The sequence below is a fragment of the Demequina lignilytica genome, assembly GCF_030418375.1.
Lineage (GTDB): Bacteria > Actinomycetota > Actinomycetes > Actinomycetales > Demequinaceae > Demequina > Demequina lignilytica.
Genome location: NZ_JAUHPZ010000005.1, coordinates 122,476 through 145,710 on the forward strand (window position 1 = coordinate 122,476; position 23,235 = coordinate 145,710).

The 23,235-nt window shown below is 69.7% G+C and carries 23 protein-coding genes; 13 read left to right on the forward strand and 10 right to left on the reverse strand.

The window, feature by feature from the left end; translation table 11 throughout:
- Positions 1-98: 98 nt before the first annotated feature.
- Complete coding sequence (locus QQX13_RS09345) at positions 99-467, forward strand: VOC family protein (RefSeq protein WP_301153241.1); 369 nt, start codon at positions 99-101, stop codon at positions 465-467.
- Here QQX13_RS09345 and QQX13_RS09350 read toward each other — a convergent pair.
- Positions 437-943 carry a MarR family winged helix-turn-helix transcriptional regulator gene (locus tag QQX13_RS09350; protein ID WP_301153286.1) on the reverse strand — a complete coding sequence of 169 codons (507 nt, stop codon included), beginning with the start codon at positions 941-943 and terminating at the stop codon, positions 437-439. The genes QQX13_RS09345 and QQX13_RS09350 overlap by 31 nt on opposite strands.
- Positions 944-1,015: 72 nt before the next feature.
- Between QQX13_RS09350 and QQX13_RS09355 the strand changes: the two genes are divergently transcribed.
- The 5 genes from QQX13_RS09355 (at position 1,016) to QQX13_RS09375 (ending at position 4,776) form a co-directional block, all read left to right on the forward strand.
- The gene (locus QQX13_RS09355; protein ID WP_301153243.1) at positions 1,016-2,299 is read left to right on the forward strand and encodes a multidrug effflux MFS transporter; all 1,284 of its coding nucleotides are present in this window, start codon (positions 1,016-1,018) and stop codon (positions 2,297-2,299) included.
- 39 nt (positions 2,300-2,338) lie between these two features.
- Positions 2,339-2,866, forward strand: coding sequence for a GNAT family N-acetyltransferase (locus QQX13_RS09360; protein ID WP_301153244.1), 528 nt, complete (start codon positions 2,339-2,341; stop codon positions 2,864-2,866).
- Between the two features lie 86 nt (positions 2,867-2,952).
- Positions 2,953-3,801, forward strand: a complete 849-nt coding sequence (locus tag QQX13_RS09365) for a hypothetical protein (RefSeq protein ID WP_301153246.1) — start codon at positions 2,953-2,955, stop codon at positions 3,799-3,801.
- Positions 3,802-3,830: 29 nt separating this feature from the next.
- Positions 3,831-4,247 (forward strand): NAD(+)--rifampin ADP-ribosyltransferase, encoded by a 417-nt coding sequence (gene arr, locus QQX13_RS09370; RefSeq protein ID WP_301118624.1) that lies wholly within the window; start codon positions 3,831-3,833, stop codon positions 4,245-4,247.
- A 31-nt stretch (positions 4,248-4,278) separates the two neighbouring features.
- Positions 4,279-4,776 (forward strand): hypothetical protein, encoded by a 498-nt coding sequence (locus QQX13_RS09375; RefSeq protein ID WP_301118551.1) that lies wholly within the window; start codon positions 4,279-4,281, stop codon positions 4,774-4,776.
- Between the two features lie 119 nt (positions 4,777-4,895).
- On the opposite strand, the gene QQX13_RS09380 is transcribed toward QQX13_RS09375, so the two are convergent.
- From QQX13_RS09380 to QQX13_RS09400, 5 genes are all read right to left on the reverse strand, one after another.
- The gene (locus QQX13_RS09380; protein ID WP_301118550.1) at positions 4,896-5,315 is read right to left on the reverse strand and encodes a hypothetical protein; all 420 of its coding nucleotides are present in this window, start codon (positions 5,313-5,315) and stop codon (positions 4,896-4,898) included.
- Positions 5,312-6,781, reverse strand: a complete 1,470-nt coding sequence (locus QQX13_RS09385) for a serine hydrolase (RefSeq protein ID WP_301118549.1) — start codon at positions 6,779-6,781, stop codon at positions 5,312-5,314. The genes QQX13_RS09380 and QQX13_RS09385 overlap by 4 nt, the downstream gene beginning before the upstream one ends.
- Positions 6,782-6,901: 120 nt before the next feature.
- On the reverse strand, positions 6,902-8,407 hold the full coding sequence (locus QQX13_RS09390) for a M20/M25/M40 family metallo-hydrolase (protein ID WP_301153248.1): 1,506 nt from the start codon (positions 8,405-8,407) through the stop codon (positions 6,902-6,904).
- A gap of 190 nt (positions 8,408-8,597) precedes the next feature.
- Positions 8,598-9,884, reverse strand: a complete 1,287-nt coding sequence (locus tag QQX13_RS09395; protein ID WP_301153249.1) for an APC family permease — start codon at positions 9,882-9,884, stop codon at positions 8,598-8,600.
- 48 nt (positions 9,885-9,932) lie between these two features.
- Positions 9,933-10,910, reverse strand: coding sequence for a zinc-binding dehydrogenase (locus QQX13_RS09400; protein ID WP_301153250.1), 978 nt, complete (start codon positions 10,908-10,910; stop codon positions 9,933-9,935).
- A 394-nt stretch (positions 10,911-11,304) separates the two neighbouring features.
- Between QQX13_RS09400 and QQX13_RS09405 the strand changes: the two genes are divergently transcribed.
- Positions 11,305-12,339: a site-specific DNA-methyltransferase gene (locus QQX13_RS09405; RefSeq protein ID WP_301153251.1), complete on the forward strand. Its 1,035-nt coding sequence runs from the start codon at positions 11,305-11,307 to the stop codon at positions 12,337-12,339.
- Positions 12,340-12,397: 58 nt separating this feature from the next.
- A complete protein-coding gene (locus tag QQX13_RS09410; protein ID WP_301153252.1) occupies positions 12,398-13,459 on the forward strand; it encodes a phospholipase D family protein in 1,062 nt (353 codons plus the stop codon).
- On the opposite strand, the gene QQX13_RS09415 is transcribed toward QQX13_RS09410, so the two are convergent.
- Entirely contained in the window at positions 13,456-14,730 is a 1,275-nt protein-coding gene (locus QQX13_RS09415) for a DNA adenine methylase (RefSeq protein WP_301153253.1), read from the reverse strand. The genes QQX13_RS09410 and QQX13_RS09415 overlap by 4 nt on opposite strands.
- Before the next feature lie 285 nt (positions 14,731-15,015).
- On the opposite strand from QQX13_RS09415, the gene QQX13_RS09420 reads away from it, so the two are divergent.
- From QQX13_RS09420 to QQX13_RS09430, 3 genes are all read left to right on the forward strand, one after another.
- Positions 15,016-16,161, forward strand: coding sequence for a 4Fe-4S dicluster domain-containing protein (locus QQX13_RS09420; RefSeq protein WP_301153254.1), 1,146 nt, complete (start codon positions 15,016-15,018; stop codon positions 16,159-16,161).
- Between the two features lie 97 nt (positions 16,162-16,258).
- Positions 16,259-16,819 (forward strand): hypothetical protein, encoded by a 561-nt coding sequence (locus QQX13_RS09425; protein WP_301153256.1) that lies wholly within the window; start codon positions 16,259-16,261, stop codon positions 16,817-16,819.
- 412 nt (positions 16,820-17,231) lie between these two features.
- Entirely contained in the window at positions 17,232-18,092 is an 861-nt protein-coding gene (locus QQX13_RS09430; protein WP_301153258.1) for a GIY-YIG nuclease family protein, read from the forward strand.
- Between the two features lie 32 nt (positions 18,093-18,124).
- Here QQX13_RS09430 and QQX13_RS09435 read toward each other — a convergent pair whose 3' ends face one another.
- The 3 genes from QQX13_RS09435 to QQX13_RS09445 are packed head-to-tail and all read right to left on the reverse strand — an operon-like array spanning position 18,125 to position 21,021.
- Complete coding sequence (locus tag QQX13_RS09435; RefSeq protein WP_301153259.1) at positions 18,125-18,745, reverse strand: dihydrofolate reductase family protein; 621 nt, start codon at positions 18,743-18,745, stop codon at positions 18,125-18,127.
- Between the two features lie 6 nt (positions 18,746-18,751).
- Positions 18,752-19,828 (reverse strand): DUF8320 family protein, encoded by a 1,077-nt coding sequence (locus QQX13_RS09440; protein WP_301153261.1) that lies wholly within the window; start codon positions 19,826-19,828, stop codon positions 18,752-18,754.
- Positions 19,825-21,021 carry a sensor histidine kinase gene (locus tag QQX13_RS09445; RefSeq protein ID WP_301153263.1) on the reverse strand — a complete coding sequence of 399 codons (1,197 nt, stop codon included), beginning with the start codon at positions 21,019-21,021 and terminating at the stop codon, positions 19,825-19,827. The genes QQX13_RS09440 and QQX13_RS09445 overlap by 4 nt, the downstream gene beginning before the upstream one ends.
- A 242-nt stretch (positions 21,022-21,263) precedes the next feature.
- Between QQX13_RS09445 and QQX13_RS09450 the strand changes: the two genes are divergently transcribed.
- Together QQX13_RS09450 and QQX13_RS09455 are read left to right on the forward strand one after the other, a co-directional pair.
- The gene (locus QQX13_RS09450) at positions 21,264-22,121 is read left to right on the forward strand and encodes an FAD/NAD(P)-binding protein (protein ID WP_301153264.1); all 858 of its coding nucleotides are present in this window, start codon (positions 21,264-21,266) and stop codon (positions 22,119-22,121) included.
- 107 nt (positions 22,122-22,228) lie between these two features.
- Positions 22,229-23,173 carry a 5'-nucleotidase gene (locus QQX13_RS09455; RefSeq protein ID WP_301153266.1) on the forward strand — a complete coding sequence of 315 codons (945 nt, stop codon included), beginning with the start codon at positions 22,229-22,231 and terminating at the stop codon, positions 23,171-23,173.
- Positions 23,174-23,235: the final 62 nt, after the last annotated feature.

Here is a 23,235-nt window from a genome sequence, read left to right on the forward strand (position 1 = left end):
CCCGGCGCCGCGGGCGCTCCTGTTGCCGCGCATCGTCCCGCGACGCAGACTCGTCGGGTGGGCGGCGCCCCGGCCGTCCCGACCCCTGGGAGGCACGCATGGCTCACGGCGACATCACGCACATCGACATCCCGGTCTCCGACCTGGCGGCGGCGTCCGGCTTCTACTCGGCGCTGTTCGGGTGGCGGATCGCGGAGCCGCCCGGCTTCGAGGGCTATCCGATGTGGCAGGCTCCCAACCAGATCAGCGGGGGAGGGCTGGCCCCGCGCTCCGAGGATTTCTCGCAGCCGCGCAGCTACGTCGAGGTCGACTCCATCGATGACACGGTCGCGCTCGCTCGGGCGAACGGGGCGTCCGTGCTGATGGAGAAGTCGCCCATCTCCGAGACCTCGTGGTGGGCGGTGATCGCCGACCCGGACGGCAACGTGATCGGGCTCTACGAGGGGGTCACCGACGTCGACGCCTGAGCGCCCGGCTCGGTGCGGTCCGGGCCGAGGGCGCCGTGGGATCCGACGTGGCGGTTCAGCGCGTCGTCCAGGGCCACGAGAGCCCGCGCGAGCGTCGCGGCGTCCTCGTCGGAGGCGACCAGCGGGTCGAGCAGGGCGGCCCACTCTCCGCGCACGCGGCGGCCGACGTCCTCGCCGGCGGCGGTCAGGTGGAGGTGCTTCGCCCGCCGGTCGGCGCCGTCCGTGCGCTTCTCGACCAGGCCCAACCGCGTGAGCGACCGGATGGCGGTCGAGGTGTTCGACGCCTGCAGGCCGAGGTCGGCGGCGACCTCGGACGGCTGCAGTCCGGGGAAGCGGTCGATGTGGCGGATGACGATCCGGTCGAGGTGGCAGAGCGGGACGATCCCGGGATCGTCGAACGGCACGCTCTGGATCTTGCGCGCGACGGAGATCGCCGCGGTGGCGACGTCTGCCAGGTGATCCGTGCGGGACGTCATCGTCACGCTCCCTTCCTTGCCTGCGGAAGTTATCGTACTATAGTTATGAATTCATAACTATAAGGAGTCTGCATGACCACCCCCGCCGCCGAGGCCGCGCCCCGCCGGATGCCCCGGCTCACCACCGCGCTGATCGTGACCGCCGGGCTGCTCGCCGCGGCCGCGCCGTTCGCGACCGACCTGTACCTGCCGGCCTTCCCCGACATGGCGGAGCAGCTGGGCGCCTCGACCTCGGCGATCCAGCTCTCGCTCACCGCCTTCCTGGTGGGCGCCGCGGTGGGACAGCTGGTGTTCGGGCCGCTGTCCGACCGGCTGGGCCGGCGCGGACCGCTCGTCGCGGGCGTCGTGATCTTCGTGCTCTCCTCGGCCGCCGCGGCGGTCGCGCCGACCGTCGCGCTGCTGGTCGCCGCCCGCCTGATCCAGGGCCTCAGCGGCGCGGCGGGCATGGTGATCGGCCGCACCGTGATCGCGGACCTCGCGCACGGCCGGCAGGCGGCGCGCGCGTTCAGCGCGCTCATGATCGTCTCGGGCGCCGCACCCGTGGTCGCGCCCATCGCGGGCAGCCTGCTCGCGGCGCCGCTCGGCTGGCGCGGGCTGCTGTGGATCGTCGCCGGGATCGGCGTGGCCTCGCTGGTCGCCGTGCTGATGTTCGTCCCCGAGACCCACCCGCGCGAGGCGCGGGGGGCCGGCGGCGCATCGTCCCTCCGGGCGGGCCTGCGTGAGCTCGGCACGCGCCAGTACGTCGGGGCGGCGCTGGCGTTCGCCTTCGCGTTCTCGACGATGATGGCGTACATCTCCGCCTCGCCCTTCCTCTACCAGCAGATGATGGGGCTGTCCGCCTGGCAGTACGGGCTCGCGTTCGGAGTCAACGCCCTGGTGCTGATGGTGGTGAGCGGTGCCGCCATGAACCTGACCGGCCGCTTCGGGGTGCGCCGGCTCGCGCGGCTGGGGCTGTCGCTCAACCTCGCGGGGACGGTGGCGCTCGCGCTCATGGTCGTGGTGGGCGTGCCCGCGCTGTGGCTCGCGCTGCCCATCCTGGTGGCGGTCGGCGCGCTGGGCCTGGTGCTCGGCACCGTGACGGCGATGGCGATGGACGCCGTGCCTGACGCGAGCGGGGCGGCCTCGGCGCTGCTCGGGTTCGGGCAGTTCGCGCTCGCGGGCCTGGTCGCGCCGCTCGTCGGCCTCGGCGGCGAGGCGACGGCGGTGCCGCTCGCGATCGTCATGCTCGTGGGGTCCGTGGTCGCGACCGCCGTGTTCTCGCTGACGCGGGACGATGCGGGGGAGCCTCCGGTCGAGGCCCTCGCCGGGGCGGGGGACGACGAGCCCGAGCTGGTCGGGGTGGGCGTCACGGTGTGAGCCGAGTTCCGCGCGGCGGCCGCTGCTAGCGTTCCCCGCATGGGGGAGAGCGTGGGATACGAGCGCATCGTCATGGCCGCCGAGGCCGCCGCCGTGGCGGAGCGCGCGCGGACCTGGCCGCGGCATCGTCCCTGGGCGATGGACGATCTCGAGTGGCACGCCGCGCTCGCGTACGCGACCTACCCGCTGCACCCGCCCGAGGACACCGAGGAGGCGCTGCGGGCGGAGACCCTCGCCTCGTTCGACGGCACGTGGGGCGAGGTGATGCCGGAGGCGTCGCCGGTCGCGCTCGGCGATGCCGGGGAGCCGGTGGGGGCCGTGCTGACGGTCCGGCGCATCGTCCACCCCCAGGCGCCCGACCACCCGTACGTGATCGGCGTGCTCACGGACGCGGCGTGGCAGCGGCGCGGGATCGCGTCGGCGCTGCTGGGGATCGCCGCGTGGGCCGTGCTCGCGGAGGGGGAGACCCGGCTGGGGCTGACCGTCGACGCGGACAGCGTGGGCGCGATCCGGTTGTACGAGGGGCTGGGGTTCGTCGAGCTGTCCCGCGGGGCGGCCGGGAGCTAGCAGGGCCGCCCGGCGCGACAGCGGGAGCCATCGGGCGCACCATGGAACCCTGACCTCGAGACGGATCCAACGGTGCAGGGGGCGCCATGCGGAGCACGAGCGAGCAGGTGGCACGCGAGCCGTGGCGTGCCGTGGAGACGTACCGCAACCTGCGGATGCTCCTGGTGGCGCTGCCGCTGCTGCTCCTCCTGTCCTCGCTCGCGCTGCTCGTGGTCTACGGGAGCCTCGAGGGGTCGATCAGCGAGTACTACGGCACGCTGCTGCAGGACGTCTTCGTCGGCGCGATGGTCGCGACCGGGGTCTGCCTGGTCGCCTACAAGGGCAACCCGCTCGAGGACTACGCGCTCAACGTCGCGGGGTTCTACGCGCTGATGATCGCGTTCGTGCCCACCGGCTTCGACTCGTTGGTCGCGAACCCTCCCCCGGGCACGAGCGCCGACGAGCTGCTGAACTCCCTGCGGATCGTGCTCGTGCTGATCGTTCTCGGCGCCGGGGTGTACGTCCTGGTCGAGCTCAAGTACGGCCCCCCGCGGGTCGCGGACCTCAGCCGCCGCACGGCCACCAAGGTGTGGTTCTGGATCACGCAGGCGCTCCAGCTGGTGTTCCTGGTGGTGCTCGGGCTCGCGCTGGTGCGCGGGACGGGCTTCCAGGCGGTGCACATGCTCGGCGCCGTGTTCCTGATCGTCGGGTTCGCCACCGCGATCGCGAGCCACGTGTGGCCCGAGCCGCTCGGCGGCACCGAGAAGGTGCCGCGCGGGCGCTACGGCGCGATCCTGGTGGCGATGATCGCGGGGCTGCCCGTGGTGTTCGCGCTGCGGACCTTCGCGCACTGGGAGCACGCGATCCTCGCGATCGAGTGGTGGGAGATCTCGCTGTTCGCCGTGTACTGGGTGCTCGAGATGAAGCGGACCTGGACGGTGGTGCCGGGGACGTGAGCGACGCAGGAACGACGCGCGAGCCACCGGTGCCCTTCGAGGTCTACGGCGACGGGACCGTGTATCTGCACGGGACCAAGGCGGCGCTCGCTCCCGGCGACGTGCTCGAGCCCGGCTACGAGTCGAACTTCCGTCCCGACGCCCCGCTGCGGCACGTGTACGTGACCCGGACCCTCGACGCGGCGACCTGGGGCGCTGAGCTCGCCGTGGGCGACGGGCCCGGCCGGATCTACGTGGTCGAGCCGACCGGCGAGCTCGAGGACGACCCGAACGTCACCGACAAGCGCTTCCCGGGCAACCCGACGCTGTCGTATCGCACGCTCGCGCCGGTGCGGGTGGTCGGGGAGATCCGCGACTGGGTGGGTCATCCGCCCGAGCGCCTCCAGGGGATGCGGGACGGGTTGGCGGCGCTGGAGGCTCGCGGCGAGGACGTCATCGAGGACTGAGCAGGGTCCGAGCCGTGGCACCCTTGACGCCGTGAACACGCCTGACCTGATCCCCGTCGACGCCGCGCTGGAGGAGTTCGAGCTGGAGGTCGCGCACCGGCCGCTGGTGCGGCAGATCGCGCTGCGCGCCGGGATCGTCGGCGGTGAGCTCAAGGCCTCGTACGTGAAGCTGCATCGGATCGATGGCATGCATCCGCTGCACGTGACCCATCGTGGGGTGGAGTGGTTCTCGTCGGAGGTCGAGGTGGTCTCCGCGTCGGGCCTTCCCGAGGCGGTGTGGTCGAAGACGAACCGCGCGGGCACCACCAACTGGGGCGTCGCGTTCCCGAAGATTGTGGTCGCTGCGGCGGTGTCGGTGGACGATGCGGTGCTGGCTCCGGCGGGCGGGGCGTCCGACGCCCCCGCCGACGCGCCGCGCCCGGCGCGTCTCTCCAAGCCCGCCTCGCCCAAGCCGGTCGAGCGCGACTACGGCGTGTGCGACCGCTGCTGGCAGGCGCGCACCGCCGCGGGTGCCTGTGGGTGCGACTAGCGGGGTGCCTTCTGGCCTATTCCGGTTGAGACTGGAATGGGCCGCGCGGCATGCGGGCCGTGCCCGCGCCGGTAGCGACGTGCACGGGTGAGCGTGTGCGCTGGCCCACGATGCGTGCGTCAGTCGCAGAGGTCGCACACACCCGTCGCCGGCAGGGCCACGAAGTGCACGGGGCAGGTGCCGTGGTCGCGTTCGGGGGCCTCGGCGCGTGCGGTGTTCCGGCTCGTGTAGGTGACGGGGTGCGTGACGCCCCAGAGGGAGGCGCGGTCGGACTCCCAGGTATCGGCGCCCTCGCCGGCGGCGGCCTTCGCCTCCTCGCGGGAGACGAACCCGGTGGTGTGGCCCGACGCGATCCGCAGCGGGCTGCCGCGGTCCGCGCGGAACGCCTTGATGAAGCCGGGGGTGACCTCGCAGCCGCTGATGCCGACGTGGGCGGCGAGGTCGCGGACGAAGTCGCGGTTCGCGAGCGGGAGGCCGAACTGCGTGATCGCGTCCTCGAGAGGGATGCGGGGTTTCTTCGGCTTGGCGGTGCGGGTCACACCGTCGAGCGTAGGCGGTTGGCGGGGCGTGGCCCGGTGTAGGCGATGACGATCCGGAACAGCGCCCACACGACGCCGCCCACGGCGGTCGCGGTCATGATGAGCGCCATGTCGGGCTGGAAGATCCGCACCGTGGATAGCGGCGCGCCCATGAAGCCCGGGACCAGCCACAGCAGCACCCACGCGGCCGCCGCGGTGGTGAGCACCGGGAACCACAGGCTGAACAGGCCGGCGGCGCCGGAGGTCTTCGCGCGGACCTTGTCCCGCTTGGCCCACGCCCACGCCATGGCGAGCAGGTACAGGACGGGGGCGAGCGCGAGCCCGAGGAACAGGGCCTTCTGCCCCCACCGCGACCCCTCGCCCGCGTAGTCGAGGTCGAGCGCGGCCGCGGTGACGGCGTACCGCAGCTGGGTGGTCTCCCCGAAGCCGATGCCGCTGCCGCCGTTGACCAGGACCACCACCGCATCGTTCCCGCCCGGAGCCATGGTGGCCTGCGTCTCGACGCCGGGAACGGCGCCCGAGTGGCCGACGGTGCCTTCGCCGTTGACGTACCAGCCGAAGCCGTAGAAGGGGGAGACGGCGCTGGCGGGGCGCATCATCTGCGCCTTGCCGGCGGCGCTGAGGACGTCGTCCTCGCCGTTCATCATCATCCCGAGGTAGAGCGACAGGTCATGGGCGCTCGCGATGATCCCGCCCTGCGGGGCGGTCGCGCGGTCGGTGGGCGTCTCGCCGAGCGGCCGCTTGGTCCAGAACCATGGGGTGTGGCCGGTGGCCATCTCGAGGTGGACGGCGCCGTCGGCGACTGTGCTCGCGGTCATGCCGACCGGCTCGAGGATGTGCTCCGTCACGTACGCCTGGTAGCTGGTGCCGATGACCTCCTCGATCAGCCGGCCCAGGACCTGGTAGTTGGTGTTCGAGTACTCCCAGCGGGTGCCCGGCTCGTAGGCGGGGGTGACGTCGGCGAGGCCGCTGACGGCGTTGGCGAGGTCGTCCTCGCCGCCGCTCCGGTCCCCGTGAGCCGTGTTGCCCTGGAGGGTGGAGAAGCCGCTGGTGTGGCTGAGGAGCTCCCGCACGGTCGGCGCGCCCGCGGGGGTACCGGCGAGCGCCTCGACGTAGTCCCCGCCGGGGGCGTCGAGGTCCACGTCGCCCGCCTCGACCAGCTGCATGACGGCGAGGGCGGTGAAGCTCTTGGAGATCGAGCCGATGAGGAAGGGCGTGTCCGCGGTGACGGGCGTGTCCGTGCCCTTCCGGGCGACGCCCTGTCCGCCGGACTCGGCGAGCTCGCCGCCGCGGACCACGGCGTAGGAGACGCCGGGCGCGAGCGAGGCGGGCAGCTCGGCGGCGACGATGTCCTCGATCGCGGTGGACCCGATGGTGTCGCTGTCGGCCGTGTCGGCGGCTGCGGGGACACCGGCGCCGCCGACGGTGGCCAGCGCGAGAATGGCGGTGGCGATCAGGTGTCGCACGAGTGTCACCCCCCAGTGGTCGTGCGAGCGGATTTCCGTCGACCCTAGCGGGCGTGGTCCGGGCAGGCAACGAGGCCCCCGCCACTGGCGGGGGCCTCGCTGGCGTTCAGGCGTCCGGGTTCAGCGGACGGCGTGGGTGCCGAGGAACTCCAGGTCCTTGAAGTGCCCCTTGGCCTTGCCCTTGGCGGTGCCGCTCACCGCGGACGTGGTGTCCGCGAAGGTCAGCGTCGCGTGGGCGATCGCGTCCGACATGAGGTCGAGCGTCTCCGTGGAGACGTTGTCGATGGTGTCGCAGGCCGCGTGGTAGCAGGGGTCGTACGCGACGCCGGCGATGCCGCCGTAGAGCGCGGCCTCCTCGACGGACTTGATGCCCTCCGCGCCGGTGAACAGGCCGCCCGCCGGGATGCCCGCCTCGATGAAGCCCAGGTAGTCGGAGCGTCCGTCGAAGGCGGTCGCCGTCGTGGGAGCGCCGGCCGCGTCGAAGAAGCTGGTGAAGACGTCCTCGACCACGTCGGAGCCGGTCGGGCCGGAGAGTCCGAACGCGTCGCCGTCGCCGTCGTAGACGAAGTTCACCGCGTTGGGCGAGCCGACCATGTCGAAGTTCAGGTTCACCGAGGTGCCCTTGAGCTCGGACTTGGACAGCTGGGAGACGTAGTACTCGGAGCCGAGCAGGCCGTCCTCCTCGCCGCTCCAGAACGCGAAGCGGACGCGGTTCTCCGGCTCGATGCCGAGCGCCGCCATCTGCAGCGCCGTCTCGAGGATCGCGGCGGTGCCGGAGCCGTTGTCGTTGATGCCGGGGCCCTCGCCCACGGAGTCGAGGTGTCCGCCGACCACCACGGTGCGGTCGGTGCGACCGGTCGGGGTGTCCGCGAGGAGGTTCATCGTGTCGACCGGGTTCCACACCAGATCCACGTCGAGGGTCAGCTCGAGGCCCTCGGCCTCCGCGAACTCGACGCCCAGGTCGTACGGGGCGCTGACCACGGGGATCGTCGCGCGCAGGTCGCCGAGGGTGCCGCCGAAGAGGACCTTGCGGTCGTCGCCGTTGCCCTGGTTGAAGATGATGACGCCGGTCGCGCCGGCCGCCATCGCGTTCTCCGCCTTCAGCGCGAAGGTGCAGGCGCCGCGCTGGATCAGGGCGATCCCGCCGGCAGGGAAGCCGGCGAAGTCGGACTCCTCGCAGCCGCTGGTGGAGCTCGCGGGGTCGTCCAGCGCGAGGTCGACGCCTGCGACGCCGGCGGTCGTGGCGCCCGCGCCCTCCATGTAGAAGAAGTCCGTGCCGTGGACGTACGAGGTCGGGTTCGGCGCGAGCTGCTCGAGCGTCGCGTCGATGAGGGTCTCCCGCTCGTAGGTGAACCGCTGGATCGTGGTCTCGTAGCCGGCCGCATCGAGCAGGTCCTTCATGTAGTAGACCGAGTCGACGTGACCGGGGGTGCCGGCCTGGCGGGTGCCGCCGTTGGCGTCGGCGATGTCCTGCAGCGCCTGCAGGTGCTCCAGGACGCCCTCGGCGGTGACCGCGTCCTGGAGGTCGGTGGTGTCGGTCGGGACGGCCGCCTGGGCGCCGGCCGCGACGGCGACACTGGCGGCGAGGCCGGCGGTCGCGGTGAAGGCGATCGTTCTGGTTCGCATACTGGATCGGTGATGCACGGGAGATCCCCCTTGATCGTTCTGGGCGGAACACCGGGTTTGTCCCACTCGCAGTATTTGCGACCTTAGACGCGGTTTGTCAGGTCTTTCAACCGGAGCGTCAGTCCGTGTCAGATTCTCCACACGGGCATTGCGGGGGTGGCGGCACCCGGGGTAGCGCGCCGCTGAGAGCTCACTCGAGGCGGAGCTCGGCGCGTTCGGTGAGGCGGAACACCGCCTCGATGCCGGCCGCGAGCCCCACCAGGCCGAGCAGGACCGAGAGGTTCTGCGCATCGTCCTGAGCCGTCTGCCAGATCAGCGCGCCGAGTGCGACCACGCACGCCGCGGCGGCGACCCAGGAGAGCCAGGCGCGCGAGGCGACGTCGCGCGAGCGGACGGCGCTCGCGACGTTGACGGCGGCGAAGATGACGAGGAATCCTGCCGATCCGATGGTCGCGATCGAGCCGAGGTCGAGGGTGTTCGCGACCACCAGGGTGACCGCGGCTGTGATGAGCAGGCCCTCGATGTCCCGTCCCCACAGGCGACGCCCGAGGGCCTGGGGGAGCTCGTGGGCTCGGACGATGCTGTAGCTCAGCCGCGCCGAGCCGTACAGGGTCGCGTTGATCGCGGACGCGGTGGAGAGCATCGCCGCGATCGCGATCATGGTGAAGCCGGCTTGGCCCAGGAACGGCTTGGCCGCCTCGGCGAGGGCGAAGTCCTTGGCGGCGACGATGCTGTCGACGCTCAGGTTGCCCACCGTCACCGCCGCCACGGCGACGTAGAGGACCACGACGAAGCCGACGGCGATGAAGAAGGCGCGGGGGAGGGTGCGGTGGGGATCGGCGACGTCGTCGGCGGTGTTGGCGATGAGCTCGAAGCCCTCGTACGCGAGGAAGATGATCATGCCGCCGGCGGCGACCTGGAGGAGCGGAGCCCACGCCGCGGGTGCCAGGCTCGACGAGTCGATCCCGAACGCCCCGACGCCGACGAAGAGGGCGAGGATGGCGATCTTGAGGCCGACGATCCAGTTCTCGGCGCGCCCGATGATGGTGGCGCTCAGCACGTTGAGGCCCGCGATGAGCACGATCGCGGCGCTGGTGAGCAGGTGTGCCCCGAGCCCCTGCCACCGGTCGGGGAGGAAGGTGGCGCCGTAGCTGCCGAACGCGTACGAGTACAGCGACAGCATCACGATGTAGCTGAGCCAGAGCAGCACGTTCAGGGTGCCGGTCAGGTAGTTCGCGCCGAAGGCGCGGTTGAGGAACGTCACCGTGCCGCCTCGGCCGGGGTAGGCCAGCGACAGCTTCACGTACGAGTATGCGGTGAGCAGCGCGACGCCGCCGGCGATCGCGAAGGCTAACGGGGTGCCGCCGTGGGCGAGCTGCACCGCGAGGCCCAGCACGGCGAAGATCCCTCCGCCGACCATCCCGCCCACGCCGATCGCCACCACGGGCCACAGCCCGAGCTTGCCGCTGCTGGACATGGAACCTCCCTGCTTCCAGCCTAGGGCGACTCCCGCATCGTCCCGCCGTCAGGGCTTGAGCAGCACCTTGCCCGTGCGGCCGGGGGTGAAGTGCGCCGTCACCGCGTCCGCGATGTCCGCGAGGGCGAAGGTGGCCTCGACGGGCAGGGTGATGGTGCCGTCGGTGAGCGCCGCGAAGAGCTCGCCCATGAGGCGGCGGCGGTCCTCGGCGGGCATGGCGCCGCTGACCTTGGAGCCCCAGAACCCGCGGATGGCGGCCTGCTTGAAGATGACGTCGCCGGAGCCGATTTCCAGGGTGGGGGAGGCCATCGCGCCGAACACGACGAGCATGCCGTTCCCGGCGAGCTGCGACATGACGTCGCCCGCGGCCGTGCCGCCGACGGACTCGACGCCAAACTTGATGGGGGCGCCGCCGGTGATGGCGGCGACGCGGTCCTGCCAGCCCTCGGTGTCGGTGGCGACGATGCGGTCGATGCTCTGTTCCTGGAGCTCCGCGATGCCCTCGGCGCGGCGGACCAGGCCGACGACGTTGATGCCGCGAGGCTTGGCGAGCTGCGCGACCAGGCGGCCGACGGCGCCGTTGGCGGCGTTCTGGATCAGCCAGTCGCCCTCGGAGAGGTTGAGGGAGTCGAGCAGGCTGATCGCGGAGAAGGGCATGGCGACCAGCTGGGCGGCGACCTGGTCGGGGATGCCATCGGGGACGGGAATGAGCGCGGCGGCGTTGGCGACGAACTGCTCGGCCCACACGCCGAACGTGCCGCCGGTGGCGACGCGCGTGCCGGGCTGGAGGTGCTCCACGCCCTCGCCGACGGTCTCGACCACGCCGACGGCCTCGGTGCCGGAGCGCGCCGGGAAGCTGGGCTTGAAGCCGTAGGTGCCGGCGACCGTCCAGAGGTCGTGGTTGTTGATGGCGGCGAGCGTGAGGCGCACGCGTGCCTCGCCGGGGCCGGGCTCGGGGGTGGCTGTCTCTTCGACGGCGAGGACCTCGGCGGGGTTGCCGAACGAGTGGTGGATCAGTGCCTTCATGAGCAGGCCTTCCTTCTGGGAGGGGTGGGGCGCGACGATGCCGGTTCGCTACGCCAGACGACACGTGGGAAGGCTTGGGAGATCTCGGGCCCGGCAGTTGCCGGCCCCGATGAGGTGTCAACGATCAGGCTAGGGCTCTGCGTGCGTTCGATGTCGGTGACTTCCTGTAAGAAGAGCAGCAAGTAACATTCTCGACGAATGAGATCGGAGCCAGCCGTTGCGCCACGAACCACTGTCCGTACAGCCCGGTGGCCGCGCGCGAAGGTCGACGGCTGAGTTGCGTTGGCCAGGCAAAGCCGGCCCGAATGAACGCCAGGCCCTCGCACAACGATCGCAGGCTCAATCGACCTGGGACGTTCGAGGCACATTGATTTGTGGTGAGTCTGCCGAGAGCGTGCTGATCCACGGAGACGCCGCGGCCGCACTCTCTGAGTTGGCAGCGGCGCGTGCGCCACACAATATGGTCGGACGTGTCAAGCTGTGCTACCTCGATCCGCCGTACAACACGGGTGAGCGATTCACGCACTACGATGATCGATCTGATCGGGCTTCCTGGCTGACAGAGTTGCGTGCAAACCTTCTGCTCGCCAAGCAACTTCTCGCGCCTGAGGGGAGCTTGTGGCTGCACCTCGACGACTCAGAACAACACCGTGCCCGGTGCGTACTGGACGAAGTCTTTGGCGAGGACGCGTTCGTTGCGACCGTCATATGGCAAAAGCGGACCACGCGCGAGAGCCGCACGGCATTCAGTTCCATGCACGAGTACATCCACGTTTATGCGCCAGGCGGACCGAAGGCTTGGAAACGCGTGCGCAACGGCCTGCCGGACGACGGGACGTTCGCCAATCCGGATGGTGACCCGCGCGGACCCTGGCGGTCAATCCCGATGACTGTGCAAGCGGGGCATGCAACGGCGAGTCAGTTCTACACGGTCGTGACGCCCACCGGGGACAGGCATGATCCGCCCAACGGTAGGTGTTGGACTTTCACGGAGAGTCGCCTCGCGGAACTCGACGCTGATGGTCGCGTCTACTGGCCTCGTGGTGGGCGAGGCAAGCCGCGCCTGAAGCGCTATGCCGATGAGGTTGCGGGTCTGGCGCCGTTTACGATTTGGAGTGCAGACGAGGTTGGGGACACTGGGAGCGCGAAGCGGGCGCTCCTAGACGAGTTTCCTGACTTGCGACCTTTCGATACTCCCAAACCCCGGGCGCTGTTGGAGCGAATCATCGCCGTTGCCTCAGATCCAGGCGATGTCGTGCTCGACTACTACCTGGGATCAGGAACAACCGCAGTCGCGGCGCAGGCCCTGGGCCGGCGCTGGATAGGCATTGAGAAGAGCGCCCGGGTGATAGAGGAGTTTGCGCTTCCCCGCATTCGCAACTCATGGGCGTCGAGCTCTGGGGCTGGCTTCTCCTACGCGCGCCTCTGACGTCTACGGCACTCAGTCACTATTCTCAGAGTGTCGCTAATGGAGGGGGGAGTCGCCAGTGCTCAAGTTCCAGCGTCCTGGTGGCGCTAGCGGTTACCTCTTGGAGCACTTGCTGCTTGAGTCGATGGGTGCGGTTGGCGGAGGCGGCATCTTCGCCTGGGCGAACCTTGGTGGGATCAAGAGTCTTATTGAGGACGAGATCTTTGACGAGTTCTTGATGCGGGGCAACTTCAGGCTCTTCGTTGGAACTGACTCGATCACCGATCCTGCTGCCGTAGAAAGACTTGTCGCAATCGAGACAAGGCGTCCTCGATTCGATGCCCGAGCCTTCATGAGTCCGGACTCATCGCTCTTCCATCCGAAGCTGGCGTGGTTTGAGCACGAGTCCCACCTGAGCCTCGTCGTCGGTTCTGGAAACCTCACCATGGGCGGGCTTAGGTCAAACTGGGAGGCTTTCACAGTTCTCAGGCTCACCGGAGGTGAACGGGCAGAAGCGACATCGCACATTGAGGACTTCCTGACAGATGTCACCGATTTCCTATTGCCTGTCAGCGATCCGCGCGTACTCGAGCGCGTGAAGCTCAACACCGGAAACGAACGCAGTCTCCGCAGGCACTCTTCGCCGACTAGCCCCGCGCTCGAGGTGGCGCCCTTTGTTGAGGATGTGCTCGTCGCGGAGATACCACGCGCCGGAGATCGCTGGGCCCAGGCGAATTTCGATCAGGAAAACTACGAGGGGTTCTTTGGCGCAGAAGTCGGTTCGCAGCGCCGCATTTCGTTGTACCACGTTGACGAGAATGCGCACGTCTCTGAAGTTGAGAGCCGACCAAGCGTTGAAGTAGCGAGCAAGAACTACCGGTTTGAGCTCGCCGCCGCACGAGGCCGGGCGTACCCAGTGTCGGGGCCGCCTATTGGGGTCTTTTGCAGGCTGCGTAGCGGCGCGTTTCTCTACGCCCTGCTATTGCCTGGAGACGCTGGGTATGCGGAGATGGACGGCTTGCTCGCTTCCAGATGGCAGGGGCGGTCGGATCGAAAGCGGCGCGTCCGAGTTCAGGGGGCAGAAGTGCGCAAAGCTTGGCCGGATTCGCCCGTTTGGCGGGCCGAGGTCCCTGCGCTCTAGTTCTTCGCGACCAGTACGACCTCCGCCGCGCCTGAGGTCTGAACGCTCACTTCTGCACGATTGAACATGCTGTGGGTGGACTCTTCGATCGGAACGATGTCAACGAACCGGAAGTGGCTTGCGGCTACGCCGGCAAGTTCGTCGATCGACATCAGCCGGGTCTCCGGCCGTGCGCGTGTCCCGTCGCTCATTGGCGAATAGGAGAGCACGACGGGCACTCCTAGGGCGCCCGCACGTGAGAACAGGAACTCGAAGGCGTGAGCCGCCTGGCTGCGAATGCTGAATGGCGACTGGTGACGACTCTTGCGATAGAGCCCGCGACTCGGCTGCGTTGAACCAGCGCTCCGTGTGACTCCGGGGTCGTCGTCGAGAGCTATGGTTTCCAGCACGTGGTAGAAGCGACTGTAGTGATCGCGCGTGTACGGCGGGTCCGCGTAGATCACCCCGATATCGGGACCCATAGTTGACAACGTAGAGCGGAAGTCGGCCTGTATGGATCGGACTTGATGCGCGACCGGTGTGAGCCGGCCATATCGAGCTAGCCATTCCGCGAAGCCCAGGAGAATCGAGTAGTCCCGCCTGCGCGCGACGCTTGCGATCCAGTTTCGCTTGATGCTCCCATCACGTCCGCGCGGCTGCACAGGCTGTGCAAAGTGGTTGCCCACGGTCGAGACAGCGTCGCTCGCCGCTCCCATGATCGCGGCCACCACGGTGTCGTCGCGCCCTCCGACGGTTCTTGCCGCATAGCGGAGCGCATCGAGCGTGAGCGCTTGTGCGTACGAGAAGTACGCGCCGCCGTAGTACCAGGTAAGAGTGGCGCTCGTAGGTGTCAACGAGTTGGCGGCCCTTGCTTTTGCTCGCACGAGATCTGGATCGAGTTGGTCCTTGAATGCGAACGAACCCGCTTCGATCAACTGAGCCAACGCAGCTGGGTCTCGAGGCGCGTTTTCTAGTGCTCGAGTTTCGTATTCGAGGAGGTCGCGCGTGTCGCGGCGCATTTGCGATAGCCACGCTTCTGCTGCCGCGAGAATGGCTTCGCCGTCGGATGCCGAGAAGCGCGTGGGGTGCGTAAGTGCGCGCGCAAGCACCTGGGAGTACATCTGGACATCCGCGCTGAGGACCGGACGCTTGCGCGCGAGGCGTCGAGACACGACCGACGTTCCGGCAAACAGATCGCAAGCCGCCCTGCCTGGAGGTGCGACTCCGTCTACCGCTTCTTCGATGGCCTTGAGGTACCGAGACTTGTTGCCCATGTAGTGGATCGGGCGCATGTCGTCGGTGCTCGGCGGCGGGCCCGTGGTCGCCGTGTGTTCCGTCCCGTGACTCATGGGCAAGAGTGTGTCAGGCCCGACCCACGCGGCCCCTTCACCGCGCCGTCAAAGGGTGCGGAATGAGTCCGCGGGTCTACTCACGCTTGCCGAGATCGCTTCATCAAGTCCGGTATGGACGAGTCGCGGTTTGAGGCATGCAGCGGAATCTCCGCATCGTCCCTCCCGGGGACCAAAGTCCCTCGCGCCGCCCGCTGACAGGCCTACCGTCGAACCTGGAGGCATGTCATGGGCGACATCCGCATTCTCGATCCTCTCGGCCTCGACGCGCTCATCGCGGAGCTGCGGCGCCGCGGGTATCGCGTGATGGGGCCCACCGTCCGGGGCGACGCGATCGTCACCGGTGACCTCTTCACGGCTGACGACCTGCCACGCGGCATCGGCGACAGCCAGGAACCGGGCCAGTACAGGACAAGACAGCGCGACGACGACGCCTACTTCGGCTTCGCAGCCCCCGCCCAGTCCACCAAGCCCGTGTTCTTCCCCGCGGACGAGGTCATCTGGCACGGTCGCCGCGAGCACGACCACTTCTCCGTCGAGCATGGCGCCGACGCAGCCGCGCCCGTCGCCCTCGTCGGCGTCCGCAGCTGTGACCTCCGCGCCACCGAGATCCAGGACCGCGTCCTCGCCAGTCGCAGGTACGTGGACGCCCACTACGCGGCCCGCCGCGCCGGCACCTTCGTGGTCGCGGTCGCCTGCGCCGACCCCGCCGCCACCTGCTTCTGCGCCTCCATGGGCACCGGCCCCCGTCCCGCCGACACGGACCCCGACACCCAGCAGCCCGCCTACGACCTGCTCCTGACCGAGTCGCTCCACGACGGCGAGCACCACTTCATCGTCGAGATCGGCACCGACGCCGGCCGCGAGGTCGCCGACGCCGCCGGCGCCACCCCCGGCACCGAGCACGACCACGACGAGGCCGTCGCCATCAGCGACGCCGCCGCCGCGCGGCAGACCCGCAGCATCGACACCTCGACCATCCACGACGTGCTCCGCGCCTCCGCCGAGTCGCCCCGCTGGGAGGAGATCGCCTCCCGCTGCCTCGCCTGCACCAACTGCACGCTCGTGTGCCCCACCTGCTTCTGCACCACCATCGAGGACAGCAGCGACCTCGCCGGCGACAACGCTGAACGCCACCGCGTCTGGGACTCCTGCTTCTCCGAGAACTTCAGCTACATCCACGGTGGCCCCCTCCGCGCCGACGTGAAGGCCCGCTACCGCCAGTGGATCACCCACAAGCTCTCCAGTTGGGAGGACCAGTTCGGGATGCTCGGCTGCGTCGGCTGCGGACGATGCATCGCCTGGTGCCCCGTCGGCATCGACATCACCGAGGAGGCGGCGGCGCTGGGGAGGATGGCGACCGCCGCGGGCTGATCGATTCGGCGAGCACAGTGGGGCTCGCCGCTGGATCTGTTCGTTGAGCAGGACATTCGTACGACCCATCATTCAATGGGCCGGCTAGATTTCGTGCATGTGGACTGTACTCGCGGCCGTTCTGGGCGTACTCGGTGCGGCGATGATCCCCGCACTCAAGGGCGACTTTGCACTACCGCACACACATCGTCTGGGAAGGCTCCTCGACCTTCGCGAGCGAAAGGAGGTGCCCGAGAGCGCAGCGATGATCCTCGACGCCATGATCGTCGAAGAGGCCGAGGAACTTCAGCTACGGTACGGGGTCCGCGATGCCCGGTCTGCGGCCCCTCGGCTCGAACGCGTAGACCGTGCCTACTACCAGTTCGTGCGGTGGTCGTGGCTCTGGTTCCCCCTAGTCGGCGCGATCACGGCAATTTGGCCAGGGGGGTTGCCGGCGAGCGGCGGTGGCACCTTGTCGGGCTGGCCGACCTTCTGGGTAATGGTCCTTTTCGGTGCCGTATGGGCGCCTGGGGCACGGTGGCTCGCGACGAGGTTTGCGTACTCGACATTGCGTGTCGAGCGCGCGAAGTCTGCTGGGACGCTTCCACACGGCCCGGATCCGAGAGGCGATAGGGCGGAGCTCGACGACGAGGCCGGCGGTGTCGTCGCGGCTAGCTGAATGTGCGCCTCGAGACTCAATTCCTTCAGAGTTGCGCGGTCGAGTCGGGTGACATTGGCGCTACTCCTGTCGGCGCACCCGGGTAGCCGAACTTCTCTGTGGCCTATTGACTCGTGCCAGCGCCGATCGTTTTCGCTTCAAGGTGGCGTGGACGTACGAGAGGGCTCCCGGGTCGTGCGCGCCGACCGCTTTGCGCCGGCGTCACATGCCGGTGCGAGTTGGCGGCGCAACCGCGAGTTCGCCAGCCGACGTGCGCTGCTTCGGAAAGCGCAGTGTCTTCGGCTGCGGACTACGGGGCGCCTAGCGCCCGTCGGCTTTGGCGGCACCGCCGTCGTAGCGGGCCGGAGGAAGATGGCGAGCGATGCCGGACGACGCGCTGTCGTGTCAGTCAGCGATTGCCTAGGGTGTCGACATGCCTGAACTGCCAGAAAATGCCTCGTGGCGAGGCCGGCTGAACCTCCGAGCGATCCTCGTGGCAGCTGGCATCAAGAACCTGGATGAAGTGCTGGTGATCCGGCATACCTTCAAGGAAGCGGGATTGCTTTCGCCCGCCGACGCGACCCCGGAGAAGGTTCTCGCGTACACCCGCGAGCAGGTGATCGGGGCGGGCAAGTTCCCCAAGGAGCCTCCGCGCTGGTGGCTGGTCTTCATAGCGGATGGCCGGCGTCGGTCCAGACTCTTCGGCGCGTACGAGAATCTCGGCGAGGCAGAGGCCGAGCGCACGGAGACACTCCGGTTCTACGACCTTGTCGAGTCCGACCTTCTCGATGCCCTTGATGGCCGTTTAGTGATCGAGTGGTCGGCGGACGGCATCAATTGGGCGAAGCGCGGAGCAGTGGCCGCCGACTTCCCGGTTGTAGAGATCTCCGATCCGGGCGCAGTCCCGTTTCCTGGCTTCGACCGCGTTACCCTGCCCTTCGCTCAGCTCAGAGAGGTGGTGTCGGACTCGCGCTATGCCGCCTGGCGGACCGCCTTGGGTGCCGTCCAGGGGATCTACCTCATCGCCGACTCGCAGACCGGGCGCCTATACGTCGGCAAGGCGGACGGGAGTGAGCGGATTCTCGGCCGTTGGCGCTACTACGCGGAGACTGGCCACGGCGGGAACGTCCTGCTGAAGGATCTGCTCGACACCGATCCAAGCAGGGTGGAGCACTTCACGTGGAGTCTTCTCCGTGTATTCGGCTCCAATACGACGCAGGACGTCGTCGACGAGGCCGAGAGTCACTTCAAGGACACACTCCTGACGAAGCGGTTCGGGTACAACGCGAACTAGGCAGCGGTCGCTCCACGACTCCGCCCAGCCAACTAACCCTCCATCGTCCCCGTTTCGACGCCGCGCCCCGTCGGGCCGTACCGCAGCTGCACCGCTCCGCTAGGCCCCATGACGGGCGGCTCGAGCATCTTGAGCGTCGCGGGTGTCGCGCCGTCGGGGAACACCTTCTTGCCCTGCCCGAGCACCACCGGGTAGACCCACAGGGTCAGGACATCGAACAGGTCGTGCGCCAGCAGCGTCTGCACCAGGTCGATGCTCCCGATCACGTGGAGGTCCTGGTGCCGCTCGCGAAGTTCGCGCACCTCCGCGGCCAGATCCGCCCCGACCCGCGAGGACCCGCGCCAGGTCAGGTCCACATCGCCCCGGCTCGCCACGTACTTGGGCACGTCGCCGAACTTCCGTCCGATCGCCCCCGCGGGGCCCGACTCGTGGAAGGGCCAGTACGCCCGCCAGATGTCGTACGTGACACGGCCGAGCAGCAGCGCGTCCAGCGACTCGATGCCCGCCATCACGCTCTCGCCGACCATCGCGTCGCCCAGCGGCGCCTGCCAGCCGCCGAACGGGAACCCGCCCGACGGGTCCTCGTCAGGCCCGCCGGGGGCTTGCGCGACCCCGTCGAGCGAGCAGAACAGATCGATGCTGAGGCGTCCCACGTCGTCTCAGACCTCCGCGTCCGCCGCCACGACCACCCGCTGTGTCTCCCCGTCGGAGCACTGCGAGACGAGCGTCAGCAGCTCCTCGCGCCCCACCGGCAGCAGCCGCGCCGTCACGTTTCCGCTCACCACCGAGTCCAGCGCGGACACGACGGCGGAGACCACAGCAAGCGACTCCTCCCCGGTGAGCGGCACGTTCCGGTCGTCCAGCAGCGTCACCTCGACGCCGCGCTCGCGGGCGCGGGTCGCCGCAGCGACCACCGCAGGCATCGCCAGCCCGCGGCCGCGCACCGAGTCCCGCAGCTGGGCCTCGACGCGGATGATCTCGGCCCGCGCATCGTCCGTCAGCGCCGCCCCGGTCGCGATCGCTGTGAGGACGGGCACGGCGACCTCGGCGAGCTCGTCGGCACGCTGGTCCTGGATGCGCCGCGCGGCCTCGACGGCGCCGGCGGCGGCCGCCGCGTCGAGCGACCGCTGCGCCAGCGCGTTGATCCGCGCCGTCGACCGGCGCAGCCCCGCGCCGAACAGCGTCGCGATCAGCAGCAGCATCACCTGCGGGCTCGCGAGCATCAGACCTGAGACCAGGCCGCGCCCCGACAGCTCCGCCCACGCCATGGTGATGAGCAGCATCAGCACGCCCGTGATCCACGCGCGGATGATCCGCCGCCGCAAGATCAGGAACCACAGTAGCCACGTGTTCGCCCCCAGATGCCAGGTCGCGCGTCCCAGTGAGCCCGAGTCCGGCAGCGCGTACGCGACCAGCACCGTGGACACCACGACGATCGCCATGACCAGGTACGTCAGCCGGCTCGAGAACGGGTCCGGGTGCGGCCGCGACACGACCACGCCTCCCACGGAGACCAGCGCCACCGCCAGCCACGACGCCCACGGGTGGACCAGGATGTCCGCCGTGGTCGCGACGAACGCCACGTTCGAGATCAGGTACACCCCGAGGATCGCCAGGGCACCGCTGGTGTGCAGCCCGACCAGCTGGCTGATGTCCGTGCCGCGCCGGCGGGGCGCCGTGTCCGGCCCGGCGGACCCCGGCACGGCGGTGGCCTCGACGTCGACCGGCGCGCTCACTGGACGTCCTCCGCGCGCCACCACAGCTCGACGTTCGCGCCAGCGCCGGGGGAGGAGACCACCCGCGCACCGCCGCCGGACAGCGCGTTCATGCGCCCGTGGATGCTGACCGCGAGTCCGAGCCGGCGCGGCGGCACGGTGCGGGGGTTGAAGCCGCGGCCGTCGTCGCGCACGGTGACGTGCACCTCGCCCTCCGTGATCGTCACGGCGAGCTCGCGCCGCACCTCGGGGCCGCCCGCGTGGATCATGCTGTTCCGGAGCGCCTCCCTTGTCGCCTCCGCGAGGGCGGCGACCACCTGCGCCGGGACGTGGTCCAGCGTGGTCACGTCCGACGTCACCACGATGTCCTCGCCGGCCTCGTTCGCCGTGGTGCGCAGCACCGCGACCACCTCGCCGGGCGCGTAGGCCGAGGCGCGCGTGCGCGTCTCCCGGATGGTCGCGACGGACGCGAGCGCCTGCTGCGCCTGCTCCGCCACGGCGGGGGAGTCGGGGGTGCGGACCGCGGCGAGGAGCACCGACATGATGTCGTCGTGCACCAGCGCGTTGATGCGTGCCTGCTCGCGCTCCGCGGTGCGCAGCGCCGCCTCGTGGGCCGCCACCGCGCGTGCGTGCTCCGCCTCCTGGTCCTGCCGGGCGGCCGCGTTGACGGCTCCCGCGCCGGCGCCCATCAGGATCAGGTTGGTCACCAGCGCGCCCATGCCGTCCAGCAGCGACTGCTCGAGGTTCCCTCCGGCGGAGAGATACTCGACGGTCGCGACCATCGGCCCCTGGACGATCGGGAACACCCACACGATCGGCTTCCCCCACGCGACCGCGAGCAGCGTCGCGTAGATCGCCCCGAAGCCCTGCAGCCACGGCGCCGCGCCGTCCGCCAGCGTGTCCGCCGTCATCATCGGCACCCACATGAGCTGCGAGGCGACGAACCCCGCCGCCGACCCCGTCACCAGGATCCGCAACGCGCGGATCGGCAGCACCCACGCCAGGATCGCGAGGCTCGCCGGCACGGCATTGCCCACCAGCACGGTGAACGCGCCGAACGGGACCACCAGCTGGTCGAGCTGCGCGACGAACCCGTTGGGCCCGCTCGACAGCAGCGCCGCGAACAGCGCGGTCGCGAGCCCCGTCGCGAAGTAGACGGTCCTCTGCAGGCGCTCGAGGGCGCTGCGGTGGACAGGGGTCGAGCCGGTGGTCACCGCGCACCTCGACTCATCCGACGCCTCCCCGTTGGTCTGCTGTCAATCTAGGTGTTATCCCTCGTGTTGTCGCTCTACCCGCCGGAACTCCCCCCAGGTGAGCGCCCACATCGCCAGCCCCGGACCAAGGTCCCTCCCGTGCGCGCGAGCGAGGCATACCGTCGACGGTGGAGGCGTGTCATGGACGACATCCGCAGCGTCAACAGTGTCGGTGGCGATCCCACCCACGCGGCAGGTGCGCCATGACCGCCTCCGTCGCATCGTCCCCCGCGCCCACCACGGACCCGATGGTCCCGCGGCGCTACGTCATCACCCACGTCCGCCAGGACACGCGCGACACGTTCACGCTGCTGCTCGATCCGGTCGACGGCCCGCCGCTCGAGTTCCGGGCGGGGCAGTTCACCATGCTCCACGCGTTCGGCGTGGGCGAGGTCCCGATCTCGATCTCCGGCGACCCCCGCAGCCCGGCCCCCCTCGAGCACACGATCAGGAACGTCGGCGCCGTCACCCGCGCGCTGGTCGAGGCCGCGCCCGGCACCGAGGTGGGCGTCCGCGGCCCCTTCGGGACCTCCTGGGACGTGGACGATGCGGAGGGCAGGGACGTCGTGTTCGTCACCGGCGGCATCGGGCTGGCGCCGCTGCGGCCCGCGATCCTCGACGTGCTCGCGCACCGCGAGCGGTACGGCAAGGTGCTGCTGCTCTACGGCTCCCGCACCCCGGACGACATCCTCTACGGCCACGAGATGCACCGCTGGGCGGACCTGAACGACGTCAACCTCCAGATGACGGTCGACAACGCGCCGTACGGGTACAAGGGCAGGGTCGGGTTCGTCACCGAGCTGGTGACGCGCGCGGGCTTCGACCCGCGGAACGCCTTCGCCTTCGTGTGCGGGCCCGAGGTGATGATGCGGTCCGCCGCGACCTCACTGGTCTCCCGCGGCATCCCGAAGGACCGGATCCGGCTCAGCATGGAGCGGTCGATGAAGTGTGGCGTCGGGCTGTGCGGTCACTGCCAGCTGCGGGAGCTGTTCATCTGCGTCGACGGGCCCGTGCTGGGCTACGACCGGCTCGAGCCCCTCATGGCGGTGCGTCAGCTGTAGCCGTCGCGTTGCGGCCGTGTGAACAGTTGGTGCACCCGGTGCCCGGCGTCGGTGGGGGCGGGTAAGGTCGATAGTCCGACCCCGGACCCTGAGGAGCCCTCCCGCGCATGCGTTACGAACTCGACGAACGTCTCGTGGTGGGCGTCGCCTCCAGCGCGCTGTTCGACCTGGCCGAGTCCGACGCCTACTTCCGGGAGCACGGCGAGTACGCCTACCGCCGCTACCAGGACGAGCGGATCGACGAGGTGCTCGAGCCCGGCGCCGCCTTCCCCTTCGTCCAGCGCCTGCTCGCGCTCAACGATCTGCGCGACGGCGACCCGGTGGTCGAGATCATCGTGCTGTCGCAGAACGACCCGAGCACGGGACTGCGCGTCATGCGCTCCATCGAGGCCCACGGGCTGACGATGACCCGCGCGGTCTTCACGCAGGGGGTGGCGCCCTACCAGTACATCGGCGCGCTGCAGATGTCGCTGTTCCTCTCGGGCAACCGCGCGGACGTGGACGATGCGATCGCCGCCGGCTTCCCCGCCGGGCACGTCCTGCCCTCGGCCGCCGCGTACGACCCCGCCGACCCGGGCCTGAGGATCGCCTTCGACTTCGACGGCGTCCTCGCCGACGACGGCTCCGAGCGGATCTTCAAGTCCGCCGGCATGGAGGCGTTCCGCGACCACGAGGTCACCCGCCGCGAGCACGCCCTCCAGCCGGGACTGCTACAGCCGCTGCTCAAGGACCTCAACCGCATCCAGGCGCTCGAGCGGACCCGCAAGGAGTCCGACCCGGCCTACGAGGAGCGCCTGCGCATCTCCCTGGTCACCGCCCGCGCGGCCCCGTCGCACGAGCGCGCCGTGCGCTCCCTGCGGGACTGGGGCGTCGAGGTCAACGACGCGTTCTTCCTGGGCGGCGTCTCCAAGGCGCGGGTGCTCGAGGTGATGCGGCCGCACATCTTCTTCGACGACCAGGCCACCCACCTCGAGGACGCCACCAGCTTCATCATGGGCGTCCATGTGCCCTACGGCGTGGCGAACGAGTCCCGCGAGGCCGCACCGGAGTAGCCTTTCCCGCTCGTCCCCGGACCTAGGTCCCTTTCGTCTCCTCGCTGGCGGCATACCGTCGC

What these genes read in the sequence shown, in the direction of transcription:
- QQX13_RS09345 (WP_301153241.1), top strand. Translation starts at nt 99, where the DNA reads ATGGCTCACGGCGACATCACGCACATCGACATCCCGGTCTCCGACCTG.
- QQX13_RS09350 (WP_301153286.1), bottom strand. Translation starts at nt 943, where the DNA reads ATGACGTCCCGCACGGATCACCTGGCAGACGTCGCCACCGCGGCGATC.
- QQX13_RS09355 (WP_301153243.1), top strand. Translation starts at nt 1,016, where the DNA reads ATGACCACCCCCGCCGCCGAGGCCGCGCCCCGCCGGATGCCCCGGCTC.
- QQX13_RS09360 (WP_301153244.1), top strand. Translation starts at nt 2,339, where the DNA reads ATGGGGGAGAGCGTGGGATACGAGCGCATCGTCATGGCCGCCGAGGCC.
- QQX13_RS09365 (WP_301153246.1), top strand. Translation starts at nt 2,953, where the DNA reads ATGCGGAGCACGAGCGAGCAGGTGGCACGCGAGCCGTGGCGTGCCGTG.
- QQX13_RS09390 (WP_301153248.1), bottom strand. Translation starts at nt 8,407, where the DNA reads ATGCGAACCAGAACGATCGCCTTCACCGCGACCGCCGGCCTCGCCGCC.
- QQX13_RS09395 (WP_301153249.1), bottom strand. Translation starts at nt 9,884, where the DNA reads ATGTCCAGCAGCGGCAAGCTCGGGCTGTGGCCCGTGGTGGCGATCGGC.
- QQX13_RS09400 (WP_301153250.1), bottom strand. Translation starts at nt 10,910, where the DNA reads ATGAAGGCACTGATCCACCACTCGTTCGGCAACCCCGCCGAGGTCCTC.
- QQX13_RS09415 (WP_301153253.1), bottom strand. Translation starts at nt 14,730, where the DNA reads ATGCGCCCGATCCACTACATGGGCAACAAGTCTCGGTACCTCAAGGCC.
- QQX13_RS09420 (WP_301153254.1), top strand. Translation starts at nt 15,016, where the DNA reads ATGGGCGACATCCGCATTCTCGATCCTCTCGGCCTCGACGCGCTCATC.
- QQX13_RS09425 (WP_301153256.1), top strand. Translation starts at nt 16,259, where the DNA reads ATGTGGACTGTACTCGCGGCCGTTCTGGGCGTACTCGGTGCGGCGATG.
- QQX13_RS09430 (WP_301153258.1), top strand. Translation starts at nt 17,232, where the DNA reads ATGCCTGAACTGCCAGAAAATGCCTCGTGGCGAGGCCGGCTGAACCTC.
- QQX13_RS09450 (WP_301153264.1), top strand. Translation starts at nt 21,264, where the DNA reads ATGACCGCCTCCGTCGCATCGTCCCCCGCGCCCACCACGGACCCGATG.
- QQX13_RS09455 (WP_301153266.1), top strand. Translation starts at nt 22,229, where the DNA reads ATGCGTTACGAACTCGACGAACGTCTCGTGGTGGGCGTCGCCTCCAGC.